This is a genomic window from Neobacillus sp. B4I6, from assembly GCF_050434045.1.
Taxonomy (GTDB): Bacteria; Bacillota; Bacilli; order Bacillales; family Cytobacillaceae; genus Neobacillus.
Genome location: NZ_JBNPWB010000002.1, coordinates 2,331,054 through 2,345,702 on the forward strand (window position 1 = coordinate 2,331,054; position 14,649 = coordinate 2,345,702).

Annotated in this window: 14 protein-coding genes and 1 pseudogene; all 15 read right to left on the bottom strand. The window is 37.7% G+C overall.

Annotation, left to right across the window (positions count from 1 at the left end; translation table 11 throughout):
• Position 1: 1 nt before the first annotated feature.
• The 15 genes and pseudogenes from QF028_RS13485 to QF028_RS13555 all read right to left on the bottom strand — a co-directional run bounded on the left by QF028_RS13485 (position 2) and on the right by QF028_RS13555 (position 14,549).
• Positions 2-1,006, bottom strand: a complete 1,005-nt coding sequence (locus QF028_RS13485; protein ID WP_429472323.1) for a DnaD domain protein — start codon at positions 1,004-1,006, stop codon at positions 2-4.
• 460 nt (positions 1,007-1,466) lie between these two features.
• Complete coding sequence (locus tag QF028_RS13490; RefSeq protein ID WP_429466133.1) at positions 1,467-2,783, bottom strand: MATE family efflux transporter; 1,317 nt, start codon at positions 2,781-2,783, stop codon at positions 1,467-1,469.
• A gap of 94 nt (positions 2,784-2,877) precedes the next feature.
• Positions 2,878-3,687: a nickel import ATP-binding protein NikE gene (gene nikE, locus QF028_RS13495; RefSeq protein WP_429466135.1), complete on the bottom strand. Its 810-nt coding sequence runs from the start codon at positions 3,685-3,687 to the stop codon at positions 2,878-2,880.
• Between the two features lie 26 nt (positions 3,688-3,713).
• On the bottom strand, positions 3,714-4,541 hold the full coding sequence (gene nikD, locus QF028_RS13500) for a nickel import ATP-binding protein NikD (protein WP_429472325.1): 828 nt from the start codon (positions 4,539-4,541) through the stop codon (positions 3,714-3,716).
• Between the two features lie 15 nt (positions 4,542-4,556).
• Complete coding sequence (nikC, locus tag QF028_RS13505; protein ID WP_429466137.1) at positions 4,557-5,390, bottom strand: nickel ABC transporter permease subunit NikC; 834 nt, start codon at positions 5,388-5,390, stop codon at positions 4,557-4,559.
• Positions 5,387-6,331, bottom strand: coding sequence for a nickel ABC transporter permease subunit NikB (gene nikB, locus QF028_RS13510; RefSeq protein ID WP_429466139.1), 945 nt, complete (start codon positions 6,329-6,331; stop codon positions 5,387-5,389). Before nikB ends, nikC begins: the two co-directional genes overlap by 4 nt.
• A 17-nt stretch (positions 6,332-6,348) precedes the next feature.
• A complete protein-coding gene (nikA, locus tag QF028_RS13515) occupies positions 6,349-7,974 on the bottom strand; it encodes a nickel ABC transporter substrate-binding protein (RefSeq protein WP_429466141.1) in 1,626 nt (541 codons plus the stop codon).
• A 117-nt stretch (positions 7,975-8,091) separates the two neighbouring features.
• Positions 8,092-8,244 carry a hypothetical protein gene (locus tag QF028_RS13520; protein ID WP_429466143.1) on the bottom strand — a complete coding sequence of 51 codons (153 nt, stop codon included), beginning with the start codon at positions 8,242-8,244 and terminating at the stop codon, positions 8,092-8,094.
• 2 nt (positions 8,245-8,246) lie between these two features.
• Complete coding sequence (locus QF028_RS13525; protein ID WP_429466145.1) at positions 8,247-8,426, bottom strand: hypothetical protein; 180 nt, start codon at positions 8,424-8,426, stop codon at positions 8,247-8,249.
• A gap of 410 nt (positions 8,427-8,836) precedes the next feature.
• A pseudogene (gene aac(6') / locus QF028_RS13530) lies at positions 8,837-9,118 on the bottom strand (aminoglycoside 6'-N-acetyltransferase); the annotation flags it as partial.
• A 287-nt stretch (positions 9,119-9,405) separates the two neighbouring features.
• Positions 9,406-10,821, bottom strand: a complete 1,416-nt coding sequence (locus QF028_RS13535) for a zinc ribbon domain-containing protein (protein WP_429466147.1) — start codon at positions 10,819-10,821, stop codon at positions 9,406-9,408.
• Between the two features lie 4 nt (positions 10,822-10,825).
• Positions 10,826-11,230 (bottom strand): IS200/IS605 family transposase, encoded by a 405-nt coding sequence (tnpA, locus tag QF028_RS13540; protein ID WP_429466149.1) that lies wholly within the window; start codon positions 11,228-11,230, stop codon positions 10,826-10,828.
• A 252-nt stretch (positions 11,231-11,482) separates the two neighbouring features.
• On the bottom strand, positions 11,483-11,914 hold the full coding sequence (gene aac(6'), locus QF028_RS13545; RefSeq protein WP_429466151.1) for an aminoglycoside 6'-N-acetyltransferase: 432 nt from the start codon (positions 11,912-11,914) through the stop codon (positions 11,483-11,485).
• A gap of 528 nt (positions 11,915-12,442) precedes the next feature.
• Positions 12,443-13,138: a hypothetical protein gene (locus QF028_RS13550; protein WP_429466153.1), complete on the bottom strand. Its 696-nt coding sequence runs from the start codon at positions 13,136-13,138 to the stop codon at positions 12,443-12,445.
• Between the two features lie 259 nt (positions 13,139-13,397).
• Positions 13,398-14,549 carry an SAM-dependent methyltransferase gene (locus QF028_RS13555; RefSeq protein WP_429466155.1) on the bottom strand — a complete coding sequence of 384 codons (1,152 nt, stop codon included), beginning with the start codon at positions 14,547-14,549 and terminating at the stop codon, positions 13,398-13,400.
• Positions 14,550-14,649: the final 100 nt, after the last annotated feature.

The following is a 14,649-nucleotide window of genomic DNA, read 5'->3' on the forward strand; positions in this document are numbered from 1 at the left end:
CTCATCCCTCTTCACCTGCCGTAAGGTCAAGTTTAAATCCACTTGGAATTGCTCTTCCGGCAGGAAACGATTCGGTTGATTGCCTATGCTTTGGTGTGGAATTTTGACTCTCATAAAAGGAATCAATTTCTTCTACGGTCAGTAAGGAGTCATTTACCCAGTTTTTCAGAATCCCAACCACATAACTCAGCCTTCGCTTGTTATTGGCACAGGCAATATTCATCGCTTTTAAAATCACCTCTTTCGGCTGTAAAAAGCTAGAATCATCTAACCAAACTAACAGCTGCTCTTTCGCATTCACGTTCGAAAAACCAAATCCATTGTTGTCCCAAAACTCAATAATTTCTTTTACATCTACAACTTTTTGATTATTTTCTGTGTCTGGATTTTTCTCTATATTTGGATTAAAAGCTTCTTGTTGTTGTTGTTTTTCTTTTTTATTATCTTTTTTATTTTCTTCTTCTTTTTGCCCCCTTCTCGTCTCACGATGCGTCAACGTATCGTCAAGCTCTCCACATTCAGGTTCTAGATATGTATAATTTTCATCTTGGCCGCTAACTTCCTTGCCGAAAACCAGCTCTTCTTGTTCACAAAATGATTCAAATAGACTACGAATTTCCTGTTTTTGAATCGCCTTCGAAACATATTGAATCAGTGTGAGATCCTCCACATCCTTTAACTCGGAAGATATACAATCCATGAACGGTTTCCCACCTTTATCCAGGTTATATTTCCCCCAGTTTTGAATCGCGAGTTCTCTCGTTTCAGGATTGTAACGAATCAGCTTGTGATGAACGATGAATCGTTCCATTAACGAGTGAACACTCTCAATCGAATAACCCAAATCAAATGCCATTTGTTTTTGGGTAATCTTATAGATTCCAATTTGAGTCGTTTGTGGATTCGTAAGAAGATAAAGACAGAAGAATTTGTCCTCTGGAGTCATCTCCTCTGATACCATTGGATTCTTCCAAAAATCAGTACGTACCATTCTAAACTTTGCCATCTTCAACCACTACCTTTCTCCTAAAGAATTCCTTAATACTTGATATAGAAATAAATGAAGAAAATGGTCATATGTTTTTCAATAATATGTGAATACTTTATGACACCTTTTCATCACCTTGTCCTTTGCGCAGGATTTAGGTGAAAGCCCGCATCCTCTGCACTTCTACGATATCGAGATTGGCGGGGTAAAGCGAATGTCCAATTTTCAAATTTGAGGGCATTTTTTGAGCGTAAACGTCAAAAAACGCCTTCAAATTTGATTTTTGAAGGCGTTTTTTGCATTTTTGAGTGATTTTCTAGATATTTTTGTGCGAAGGCGATTTCTTTATTAGGTTAATGTATTTAAAGAAATGTTAAGAATTGATCCTTCCTCAATAGATATTTCATTTGTATACCTGGCTATTTTTATTCCTCCTTGTTACATGACAAATGATTCATTTCAAAAGTAGCTGTAATTTTCAGATTCCTTTGTTTATAGATAATAATCTTTTATTTAATCTAGGAGTATACATGATCAAGAATCCAGAACGCCCAAACGTGTATAGAATGAAAGCCAGCCATAGGCCATGATTATGCCAGATAGGCGTTGCCGTAATTTGTATAAGGATATAGACGATCATTGCGTAAATCATAGAGTTACGAACGGGAGCGATTTCAGTTGCACCTGTGAAGGCACCATAAATGACAAGGCCAAAACACGCGGCAAACGGGTAAAGGATAAGCCATGTTCCATATGTAGTTGAAAGTTCGATTACACTTGGTAGATTGGTAAAAAGCGCAATAATTTGTTTTTGAAATAAACCATATATACAAGCTATCACAAAAGCCGTAATCACCGACCATTGCTTTGATAAAGTAAGTGTTTGTTTATATAATTCCTTGTCGTTTGCTCCTACCGCTTTGCCGACGAGAATACTCGTAGCGTTAGCAAACCCCTCAAAGAAATAAGCCATAATGTAATGAATTTGAAATAGAACAGCATTGGCAGCTAAAAAGTTTGTTCCAAACGAAGCACCCTTTGCTGTAAACATATTAAAAACAACTAATAAACAAATCGTTCGAATAAACAAATCCTTATTAACGTTAAACATCTTTTTCATAGACTGTGTATCTATAACTTCTTGAAAGGATGGTAACCTCCATTCAAACTGGGATGCCTTCTTCACAATGACCATCCCTAATATAAAGGCAGTCACTTCAGCAATCAAAGCGGCAGCAGCGACCCCTTTTACAGCAAAAGAAAAGACATGGACAAAAAGAATGGCCAAAATCATATTCAAAACATTCATTAACACCTGTAAGCATAAAGATTCTTTTATCTTTGCCATCCCCATTAGCCAGCCAAGGATAACATAGTTCAGCAATGTAAAGGGTGCTCCCCAAATTCTAATTCGAAAATATTCAGCTGCAAACTGACTGACATCAGAATCATTTGAAAACAATATCAAAGCTACATATTCAATCGGCCATTGTAAGAGAATAAAACACACCCCAACCACAATAGCTAATAAAAATGGACGCGATAAAGCAAGTATTCCTTGGGCTTGATCGCTTGCCCCATTCGCTTGTGCGGCAAAAGCAGATGTACTCACCCGTAAAAAACCGAATACCCAATACAAAGTATTAAAAATAAGAGTCCCGACTGCAACTCCTCCAATATATGCCGCATCGGGAAGCTGCCCTACAACGGCTGTGTCTACAGCACCTAACAAGGGCGTTGTCATCGTCGAGATCGTTAGGGGAATCGCCAAGGTGAGGTACGCACGATGATTCATTAGGAATTTCCTCCTCCTATCCATTCAAATAGAACAATAGCCCCGATTATGCAAATGAAATCGAGGCATTCGAAAAGTGTATATACTGTTTAAATTAAGCACGTCTAACCGAACGAAAACGTGGGTGCTCAGCCAGCATGGAATCTCTCATCTCATTTACTACAGGATGTTCTGAAGTAAAAAACTGTGATTTTTCATCATAAAGCTCGACCAATTTTCCTTTTTCTAGTACACCTAATCTATCACTAATCGTATAGGCAGCTTTAATATCATGGGTAATAAAGAGAAATGATAACCCGAAATCTGCTTTTAACTCCTTGAGTAATTCTAAAATAAGGGTTTGATTCACCATATCTAGACTACTGACAGATTCGTCTAAGACAATCAGCTTTGGCTTGAGTGAGATAGCTCTTGCAATATTGATTCTTTGCAATTGCCCACCGCTAAATTGATTAGGGTATTTTTTTAAGTCCTCTTCACTTAACCCCACCCTTTCTAATAAATCAATAACGGTTCGTTTTTGCTCAGCTATTGTTAGCTTTTCATAGTTTTCTAGAGGCTCTGCAATAATTCGTTCAGCCGTCATTCGAGGGTTAACCGATGAGTATGAGTCCTGAAATACAGCTTGAAGATCACGACGGATTTTTTGACGACTATGCTTATCTGCGGTATAAATATCATGCCCTTGAAACAGAACCTTTCCACATTGCGGCCGTTCCAGACCAAGAATCACTCTTCCTAAGGTACTTTTACCAGCTCCGCTTGTACCAAGCAAACCTAAACAGGTTCCTTCCTCAATAGAGAGAGATATGTCGCAGAGTATTTTTTTAGAACGATCTTTCCAGTTGAAAAACGTTGGAGATCGAAAGCTATGGGTTACTTCATTTACTTGTAATAAACTCATTTTTTCACCCCTTATAAATGCCTAAGTCAAGCCAAATGGATGACAGGTTCATCTAAATGTAATATGGACCGTGCATTTAAAAGTTTTTTTGTATACTCATGTTGTGGCTCATCAAATAGTTGGAATACACCAGCCTTTTCTACTATTCGACCATTTTGCATAACGGCAACTTCATCAGCCATTTCAGAAATGACACCGAGATCATGGGATATTAATAATATGGCTGAACCATATTCAGAACGAATTTTATCTAAGTGGTACAGCACTTTCTTTTGATTATTTACATCAAGAGCAGTTGTGGGTTCATCGGCAATAATGACGGCTGGATGTAAGCATGCTGCAATTGCAATCATCACCCGTTGAAGCATACCACCACTCAATTGAGAAGGAAAGTATTTTAATAGTTTAACAGGATCTGGTAAGTTCACATGATGCATCGCCTCAATGGCAAGCTCTTTTGCTTGTTTTTTATTCCATTGTGTATGCGATCGAATGGTTTCAATAAATTGGTGGCCAATTGTAAAAACAGGCGTAAATGCATTCATCGGATTTTGCATAATAAAAGCGATATCCTTACCACGAATCATACGCATTTCTTTCTCTCCTAAACCGTTCAATTCGCGTCCTTTTAATACGATACTGCCTTCAATCGTTGTCGTTTTCCGATTGAGAAGCTGTAGAATGGACATACTCGTAACGGTTTTACCGCATCCACTTTCCCCAACAAGACCCAGTACCTCCCCACGCTTCAGTTCAAAATTGATATTCTCAACAAGCGTGGTAGCACCAGTTTTTGTTTTTACCTGTACATGTAAATCTCTCACTTGTAACACATACGACAGTTCTGTACCCAACATTCTCATTCCTTTTTATGATCGACGTTTGACACCGTAACGTTCGGATAACGCTTCGCCCAATAAATTGAAGTTCACAATTACGAGCATAATCATCAAACCTGGAAAAAGCATTAATTCAGGATTCGTCCGAATATACGACTTTCCTTCGTGAATCATCGCTCCCCATTCAGCTGTAGGCGGTTGTACTCCTAAACCAAGAAACGACATGGCGGATATATCCATGATGGCCCAACCCATTTCTAATGTACCCATGACCACAAGTGGAGGGAGTACATTTGGGACAATATGATTTTTAATAATCTTCCATTGCGATGAGCCGCTTATTTTCGCCGCTGCAATAAAGTTCTGTTCCTTCAGACTTAGAACCATTCCTCGGAACATTCTCGCGTAATATACCCATTGCACAAGCATCAGCGCTAAAATGACCTGCGAAAGTCCAGGACCGAAAATACCAACCAGTCCAAGTATAAGGATAAGACTAGGAAAAGCCATCACACCATCACAAAATCTCATCAAAACCTGATCCACCCAGCCGCCTTTATATCCAGAAAAGGTTCCAATTATTAAACCAATCGTTAAAGATGAAATGAAAATGAGCATGGCAAAGCCTAAAGATATTCGTCCCCCATATAAAAGGCGTGATAAGTTACATCTTCCTAAATGATCCGTTCCTAATGGGAATTCCCAGGAGGGAGGCTGTAGTTTATAAACTAAATTGACCGCAATCGGATCATTGGGTGAGATCCAGGGAGCCAATAACGTGATGATAAAAAGAATCCCTAATATCATGGTACATATAGGAATCACTTTTTGACTTATTAATATCCTGCGTATACTGGTTATCATCGTTGTTGCCCTTCTTTCCTGGATATGCGCGGGTCAATAAACATTTGAATCAGATCCACCATTAGGTTGCTAAATATAAATAAACTAGCAGCTATTAGTACATAGCATTGAATGATAGGTATGTCACGGTTAAAAATCGCTTCAATAAAATAACGTCCAAATCCAGGCCAAGAAAAAACGGTCTCCACGATAATCGTTCCTGTCAGCAGTTTCCCAAGATTCACCCCCAGACCAGTAATCATCGGGGAAATGGCAATTCTTAAGACATGCTTGGCCATAATGGTTTTTTCTTTTATCCCCCTTGTCCTTGCAAATAGCACATAGGGCTCTTGTAAATTTTCAAGAATGCTAGCACGCAACAATCTTGTGTACATCGCTATTAAAGGAAGAGCAAGCGTAATGGAAGGCAATACAAGATGTTGCCATGTTCCAAACCCTTCAACTGGGAAAAGATCCAATTTTACAGAAAAGAAAAAAATCAATAAATAACCTAGCCAAAAAGAAGGAATGGATGCCCCGAAAAAGGAAAGTATGCGACTGAAATGATCAATCGCGCTGTTTTTCTTTACTCCTGCTAGAAAGCCAAGAGGGACACTGACAAGCACCGCGATGAATAAACTCCCTAGCGCTAGCTGGAGGGTTGCTGGAATTCGGTAGATCACCTCGTCCCAAACGGGCTTATTCGAAACATAAGATATGCCAAAATCAAGTTGGCATATCTTCATAATAGACTTTACATATTGAATGAAGAATGGTTGATCTAAACCAAACTCATGTCTTTTCTGGGCCAAAATCTCATCGGTCGGTTCGATATGTGCTGCTGTTAAATAAGCCTCAGCCGGATCCACCGGTGAAAAGTGAATCATTCCAGTTGTTAGAAGTGCGGCCAAAAGAAAAACCGGAATAATGGACATTATTCGTTTTATAATATAATTGCCCATAATAGCCTCCTACTTGCCTACTGCTCGATGATAATTCCTGTGAATGGATTTTCGTCACGATTCGCAGAAAAATTGAAGTTCTTGACATCTTTTTGATAAATCGCTGTTTTCTTAATATAAGAGATAGGAAGAATTGCTCCTTGGTCCTGCAGTGATGTTAATATAGATGTGTACAGCTGTTGACGTTCATTTTCGTCAGTTGTCTGAGGTACTCGGGCCATTTGTTGGAGTAATTCCTCTTTGTTTGGATAGGCTGAAATGGCTTCATTAAATCCAAATCCTTCTTTTGCGACAATGTTTATAAATGTATGCGGATCATATGGAGCACCGTAGTTACTAAAGAAATTAATATCAAACTTATTATCTTTAAATCTTTGAACTTGAACAGCAAGCTCTACCCCAACAATATTTAATTTCACACCAATGGCAGCCCATTCTGATTGTAGCGTTTCTGCCATTGCTTTTTGAATAGATTCTGCTGAATCATACATCATTTCAATTTCAAGTGGCTGTCCATTTTTTTCCCGAACCGTTTTCCCCTTAGGAAGTGTCCAGCCTGCTTCGTCTAATAACGCTTCTGCTTTCTTAACATCATATCCAATCTTCTTAACATCAATTTCGGAAGTATAAGGCAAGTTTGTCGGTAAAATAAAATCTGCTGCTTCTTCTAGTCCAGAAGTGATTCCTTTCACCATTGCCTCTTTATTAAATCCATAATGTAACGCTTGGCGAACACGTTCATCGGAAAGCTGTTTTCTGTTTGTATTCATAACAAGCTGTCTTGTCGCGACTGGCTCAGAAATGCTAGTTTCATATTTATCAGTTGATTCTAATTGTTTGAAAGCGTCTAAACTGATAACACCTTCTCCGTAAATTAAATCTAGCTCACCTTTTTCAAACGCTAGTACTCTCGTTTCTGCATCAGGAATGACTTTCACTTGAATTTTTTCTACTTTTGGAAGCTCACCCCAATAGTTTTCGTTTCGTTTGAAAATCGCATATTCATCCGCTTTATACTCTTCCAAAATCCATGGGCCTGTACCAACTGGTTTCACAATTCCTTTTGAGGTATCACCATTTTCAGGGAATCCAGCTTCACCTAAGAAACGAACAGGTCGAACAACAGCTAACTCCTGGATCGTTGGATAATAGGCTTCAGTTAATGTCATTTTAAACGTATTTTCGTCGATAACTTCCATATTTTTAATTTTAGAAAGGAAACCCAACCAACTATGTAATTCCATGTGATTCAAAATTGTATCAAAATTCTTTTTCACAATTTCTGCATTAAAACTTGTTCCATCAGAAAATTTCACATCTTTACGCAGATGAAATGTATATACTTTTCCGTCTTCAGAAATTTCCCATGACTCAGCAAGATGCGGTTTTAGCTCTCCTCCAACTCCGTAACTTACTAACGGTTCATATACCATTGACTGAGCAAATAATTGTGAAGGATTATAAACATGGGGATTCATTTCGCCCACATCCCTCGCCCATGCAATCGTAAGCATATTATCTTTTACATTCTTTGACGTTGTATCCTTATCACTAGCATTTGTACAACCAAGTAATACTGATGATAATAAAAAAATAAAAATAAATGTTAATAAAATATTCCGACTATTAATTGCATAAAACATATAACTTCCCCCAATTGATGTTGATAATCATTTTCAATTGTAAGAGCATTACATAGTCTTGTCAATGTAATGTTGGCTATTTTATTTTTTTAAACCGACTAGCTCCCATAGATAAAATTAATTTAAATAGCAAGTATGCTGTTGAGGCAAACACAGCTTTCGCATTAATTCTTTATGCCGTGTACTTTCTAACTGTTCAGGGTGAATGACGGGATCTGGGAGTAAGTACTCCGCCTTCATCAAGCTTCCTAAAAACGCTTTTTCTGCCATACTCATCCCTCTTCACCTGCCGTAAGGTCAAGTTTAAATCCACTTTGAAATACTCTTCCGGCAGGAAACGATTCGGTTGATTGCCTATGCTTTGGTGCAGAATTTTGACTCTCATAAAAAGAATCAATTTCTTCTACGGTCAGTAAGGAGTCATTTACCCAGTTTTTCAAAATCCCAACCACATAACTCAGCCTTCGCTTGTTGTTGGCACAGGCAATTTTCATCGCTTTTAAAAGTTTGATATTTTTTCAAGATAATTTCCCCTTTGACCATTAATACGGTTTTATTTTAACGGAGAAAAGACCCAAGTGCCATCAATTTTGACCACATAGAACCTTCCCTGTTGGAGTACCCTTGGAGTTCAAAAAAAAGAAAAAAGCACCTAAGCACCAACTAAAAACTGGAAGGTGTCAGGCACTTTGAACATTGGATATTCTCCTCTTGAAATAAACCCACGAAGTCACTTGTTCAAAGTATTTCATCGGTTGGAAGTGAAATTACAAAACTTTACCAATCTATCCTAATTTTAGGAATTTCTATTTGTTGTAGTATCATTGGAGTTTGAGAGTCTCTGTGGAAGAAGGTTCGATTTTTATAATTTTTTCGTTAAACAAATAATTCGGTTGGCTTCCTGGAATCCACTCTTCAGATGAAATCTTAAACTATCTAGGTTATCTAGTTCCAGATCACTTGCAAATTCCTTACAGCCCCGTTCCTTTGCCCAAATTTCACGGGCTGCCAAAAGCTGTTTTCCCATACCTTTTCTTCGAAAGCTCTCCTATACAAAAATTCCTTCGAGATATCCCACTGGACTACATTCCGTTCCTTCCACATAATCCTTTCGAAGCTGACATTGAGCAAATCCAACAAATTCCGTTCATTCTTTTGCTAAAAAAATAGCAGCATCTTGCTGACACTCCCCCCTCCATAAATGGAGGGGGTTCCACCTTTAAACAACCTTGGCTCTTCCAAAATCTATAATTACTATACAAGATGGACTTCACTTTGGTCTAAAAGGCTTCGACAGCCGAAATCGTTCTAATGCACATAATCGAAATATGACTATCTACATGGGCTCGGATTCCCTTGCCACTCACAACTTATTGACTGTTTCGGGGTATGTCTGCACCGAGAGATTTAACCTATTAATCTCTTAGGAATTTATATACCAAATGTTGAGATGAATTTTCTTTCTAATCTCATGTTTTTCAAATTCATGATGCACTCATTTAAAATAATAGAAAGTTGAGGCCACTCTTTTTCAGCCTTTTGAAAATCTACTTGATTTGATTTTGATACATATCTAGCTAAAAATGCACTGTATAAATCACGTTGTGCCAGGACCCCGCATTCACAACTATGCCAGCGGTCCTTAAGTCTTTTTTTCTTAATAGCACCACAATGGCAGGTTTGAGATAACTTTGTCGAGTAGGTTGGAAACTCTCGGAACCTTCCACCTTGTGATTCCACTTTTCGTTTTAACATTTTCAAAAACATACTGGGTGCTTTTCTACCGATACTTTTTCCGAACATTTTTTGAAAAGCTTTATAGGAGAGTTTCTCTGTTAGAATGGAGGAGGCTAGTTGTAGGATTTGATTGGTATCTCGACCATGGAGTTGTTTTCTTACTTCTTTCATCTTACGTTCCAATTCTCTGTGATCTGAACGCGTCTTTATGTATCTTTTGGAGTTGACCCACTTCTTTTTACCTTTTTTCATCACGCCATTGCTTTGATAATGATTGGGGTTATTGGCTCGTCGCTGCCGGTCCATTTTACGATTGATTCGTCTTTTTTCCTTATCGATTCCTACCACTTCTTCACAAAATTCCTTTAATTCGGCTTTCGACTCCCCTACCATCGCAATCGTGGAAGGACCAATATCTAGTCCAATCTCTTCTTTACCTAATTCATATTTACGATAAGGGTACCCTTCAAGAATCAACTGAACATAAAAACGATTTTTCCCCTTTACCTCTTTTTTTATGATTCGACAATATTTTATTCTATGCTTTAAGGCATGCTGCATCCATAGATCTTTGGGATCGGATAGGCATTTTAACGAAAGTGTTTTTCCGATGAAAACATAACCATTCGAATAAGTAAGAAATGTTTTGTTGTTTTTGCTTTCTAAGGAAACAAATTCTCCCTTTCGTTTAAACTTTACCTTTTTCGCTTTCTTAAAAGCGAATTTTTGCACGGCCTTAAAGGCTCTTGTCGAAAGTTTTTGACAGACGTGAGTCCCTAAATGTTCCGCAATAAACTTTGATGCATTCTTCGTTTTTGTCCCGAAAGATTGAATCGAATAATCAGTAAACCCAAAAGTCGCATTAAGGTATATAAAGTTAGCTCTACGCTGCTCTATATCTGTTTCCGAAGTTTTAGATAATTCGACAGTCTCCTTATACAATTTGGTGTTTTGAATTGCCCTAATCCGCTTCAAACCTTCCCCTAAACAAGCATTATAAAGCTGTCTTCCACAATCAGATAACATCAAAATTAACTTATCTTCCTGTGCATTCGTTCTTAATCGAATCGTTGCGATAAAAGAAGGCGATTTTACTTTTGATGCAGCCATGGTTTTACACTCCTTTTTGATTTTCTATGTACTGTTTTACAACATCAAACCTTGTACCGCCAACAGTTGATACAAAATAGCTATTGGTCCATAGAGAAGGAATTCTACTTTTTAACCATGGGAATTCGCTGCGTAAATAGCGAGAACTTCTTCCTTTCATCATTCTAATGAGTTTATTAATACCAAACTGTGGATCGCACTCCACAAGTAGATGAACATGGTCTGGCATAATTTCCATTTCGATTACTTCAGACTTTGTCTCTTCCGCAACCTCTAATAGAATAGATTTAAGTCTCTCATCTACTCCATCTATCAATACATTTCTTCTATATTTAGGACACCAAACCACATGGTATTTACAAGAATATACTACATTATTATTACTTTTATATTGAATTAGGCTTTTCATATCTTAATTATATCAATTATTTTTATCTAACGCCAATTTTTAGGAACATTTGTTCTGAAAAAATAAATAAAAACAAACAACCTTACCCCATACATGAATGCAGGGGCTTGCGGTTGTTTGTTTTGGTCAGTTGTTCAAAGTATTTCATCGGTTGGAAGTGAAATTACAAAACTTTACCTAGCTATCTTAATTTTAGGGAGAGCTATTTGTTGTAGTATCATTTGAGAGTCTCTGTGGAAGAAGGTTCGATTTTTATAATTTTTTCGTTAAACAAATAATTCGGTTGGCTTCCTGAAATCCACTCTTCAGATGAAATCTTAAACTCTCTAGGTTATCTAGTTCCAGATCACTTGCAAATTCTTTACAGCCCCGTTCCTTTGCCCAAATTTCACAGGCTGCCAAAAGCTGTTTTCCCATCCCTTTTCTTCGAAAGCCCTCCTGTACAAAAATTCCTTCGAGATATCCCACTGGACTACTTTCCGTTCCTTCCACATAGTCCTTTCGAAGCTGACATTGAACAAATCCAACAAATTCCGTTCCTTCTTTTGCTAAAAAAATTGCAGCATCTTGGTCATGTAATAGTTCACTAAATTCTTCCTTCAACTCATTTGAATTACATGCCGGCCAAAGCATCAATGCAAATTTTACAATTACCTCCAATTCCTTCTGCGTGGCTTTTACCATATATCTATTCCTCCTAACGAACTGCTTTTCTTATTTGATTTCTCTTCTACAATTTATTAATTATAGCTTTATTAAATTGCTGACTTTTTCCATTCCATAAAAAAAAATCAGATTCTTAATGTTATGTAAATATAATGCGGTTAAATGGGGTATCAAATATATACTTACATTTAGTATCGTTTTTAGACTCCGTCCAGTTATTTGGATTGGTCTTGCGGCTAAAAAAATGTTAGACACCTTAACGGGAGCCTGACATTTCAGCATTTAGTTACTTCTCTTTAGAGAATACATGGATTGCTTAGAGTGTGTTATGGATAGTGCTTCGCAAAAACTTCTTCATTAGTATAAAAGAGCTCAAAAGAATCTGTTAGTGCCAAAAATTATTGCTTGATATACTATTTTTCTAACCGGATAAATATTGCAGTTAGAAGAATTTTTAATAAAATGTATATTTGGGATAAATGTATACCTTTTGAAGGGGAGATTATGACTAAAAAAGGTTTTTTCCGTAAACGAGCCGCTTGAAATCTAGTTTAAATCTATCGGCCTTGTAAAGTTGTAATTCGTTCTAAAGAAACAATAAATCGGTTCAGATGATTTTGAATGAACAACAGTTGTTGGCGATTCGGGATTATCAATACTTAAAGATATAGTTACATGATCATCGTTTGGTAAATTAGGGTCATAGATATGAATGGACAGATTATTTTCATTGAAGTCATACCCATATGCAAGAACTTGATGGTTTTGTCTAATCTGAAAAGGATTAAGGGATTTTACTCTGACTAAACCAAGCGGTGATAGCTTTCCGTTATCAAGATCATTTTTTATTCTCGGCCATTCCTCATTAATCATTCTCCACGTTCTTCCGTGCGGAGCATCTCCTAGTTTACTAGTGGTTGTTTCATGATCCTGGAGGACAGGATTCATCAAAACCATATATTTAATAAGACCAAAGGGCAAATGAAAGCTTTCCATCTGCCGATTAACGATATATTTGAACAATGGACCAGATGGAGGGGCTGTCGGATTGGACGGGATCGGCATTTTTGCTTCAAAGTAATCTATGACTGCATAAATCATTCCGCCACAAAGGCCATATGATGCATTACCGATTGGAATCCGCAGACCCAAAACATCCATTTTCCATAATGGAACTTGTGGAAAGCTGTTTCCAAATTTAAAAGCGGATGTGCTGGGCAGAAACCCTGTTAAGGTTGACATAATGACTTCCCTCTATTTCTTATAAAATGATTGTAAAAATATCGTGAAACGTTGACCGATGGGATCTATTTTATTCATATTTCCTGCTATCGGGAATAAACATTTGCCCCTTTTGAATTTTTAGAGAGAAAAAAAGCCTACAATTTCATGTAGACTCTCTAATTCTGCAAATTAATTTTATATTTAAACCCAATAGTTTCTTTATTGCCTTTGAATTAAGAATAAAATAGCTTTCTGGACGTGCTTCCAGGCTGTTGTATTATACAATTGGTCCGAGATGACTGGACTTTTCCTTTGCCTCCTCTATCAGCAGTTGTGCCTCTAAATATGCACCGGCAGAAAGTATGTCCAAATGACGATGCCCCATATTACCGTAATTATAGACAATCAGAAAACTGCTGGTCTCCCAAATTTCAAATCGAAACATATGCCAGTGGTTGGGCACATCCAGATAGTGGCCTGATTTGAATGTTTTCTCCCCCAAGCGGTGATAGGCAAACTCAGCTTTCGCCCCGCTGTAGCATTTCCCGGACTCTAATACGATTGGATGATCTTTCGTATAAAGGTGTTCCATACCTTCTAAGGTTATGATCCCAGTCTGCCTTTTTGTCGCTACAATAATAGGAGAACGCTTATTTGCTCCTAACTCATGATAATCTATGATGTCGCAGTCATCCCACTGGACTTGGAGATTGGCTTGTGACAGCGAATTTGCCCACTTCCCGACATCTGCGGGGTTTTCCAATCGCTCACAAGAGAGATAGGTTCCGTCCTCGGTTAACAAATCATCGACTATTTGTAAATACTTACTATCTCCATATGTTGGATTTTCCTTCAAGTAATCTGGTAGTGACCAATACTTTGGGAAGAAAAGAGGTCCCATAATCTCATGAAAGGCCCGCACAGAAATAATGAGATCAAAAGAGTTCAGCAAAAAATGCTCTCTTAAATCCATAAAATCGATTCGATAAAAGCTCACATTAGTAAGACCTAGCTGCTTAGCCAACTCTTTGGCACACCGGATTCCGTTCCCTGACTGATCGATTCCAATTATCTCCGCATCCGGAAACCGTGTGGCGTACCAGCATGCCAACAATCCATTATCACATCCGATTTCCAAAATTCGCTGTGGCTTTAGTTGTTTTTGCTGATTTATCCAAGTCAGGAAAGACTTATGAAATGACTTCGTCCATGATTCCACTGCCAAGCTGAAAGGCAGAGTACCATTCTTTACCTCATAAATATTTCCCTTCTTTTTGCGGCATATAAGTGGTTCAAGTTCCTCTGCCAAGACTGAATCTACTCCAGTAACGTGCTTCCAAAAGCCCCGCTTGCTTTTACAGTCCTTGATTCCGAGTGTCTTAAAATAAGCAGAAATTCTTGGTTTCCTTTGTTTCGTTTCGATTGACATGTTTTATCTCCAGTTTATTTGAAATTATTACTACATATTAGGACTTGGTCTTAAAAATGGTTGGTTTTATTATAATAGGAATTTGCTATTTTTTCAAAAA

What these genes read in the sequence shown, in the direction of transcription:
- QF028_RS13485 (WP_429472323.1), bottom strand. Translation starts at nt 1,006, where the DNA reads ATGGCAAAGTTTAGAATGGTACGTACTGATTTTTGGAAGAATCCAATG.
- QF028_RS13490 (WP_429466133.1), bottom strand. Translation starts at nt 2,783, where the DNA reads ATGAATCATCGTGCGTACCTCACCTTGGCGATTCCCCTAACGATCTCG.
- nikE (WP_429466135.1), bottom strand. Translation starts at nt 3,687, where the DNA reads ATGAGTTTATTACAAGTAAATGAAGTAACCCATAGCTTTCGATCTCCA.
- nikC (WP_429466137.1), bottom strand. Translation starts at nt 5,390, where the DNA reads ATGATAACCAGTATACGCAGGATATTAATAAGTCAAAAAGTGATTCCT.
- nikB (WP_429466139.1), bottom strand. Translation starts at nt 6,331, where the DNA reads ATGGGCAATTATATTATAAAACGAATAATGTCCATTATTCCGGTTTTT.
- nikA (WP_429466141.1), bottom strand. Translation starts at nt 7,974, where the DNA reads ATGTTTTATGCAATTAATAGTCGGAATATTTTATTAACATTTATTTTT.
- QF028_RS13520 (WP_429466143.1), bottom strand. Translation starts at nt 8,244, where the DNA reads ATGGCAGAAAAAGCGTTTTTAGGAAGCTTGATGAAGGCGGAGTACTTA.
- QF028_RS13535 (WP_429466147.1), bottom strand. Translation starts at nt 10,821, where the DNA reads ATGGCTGCATCAAAAGTAAAATCGCCTTCTTTTATCGCAACGATTCGA.
- tnpA (WP_429466149.1), bottom strand. Translation starts at nt 11,230, where the DNA reads ATGAAAAGCCTAATTCAATATAAAAGTAATAATAATGTAGTATATTCT.
- QF028_RS13550 (WP_429466153.1), bottom strand. Translation starts at nt 13,138, where the DNA reads ATGTCAACCTTAACAGGGTTTCTGCCCAGCACATCCGCTTTTAAATTT.
- QF028_RS13555 (WP_429466155.1), bottom strand. Translation starts at nt 14,549, where the DNA reads ATGTCAATCGAAACGAAACAAAGGAAACCAAGAATTTCTGCTTATTTT.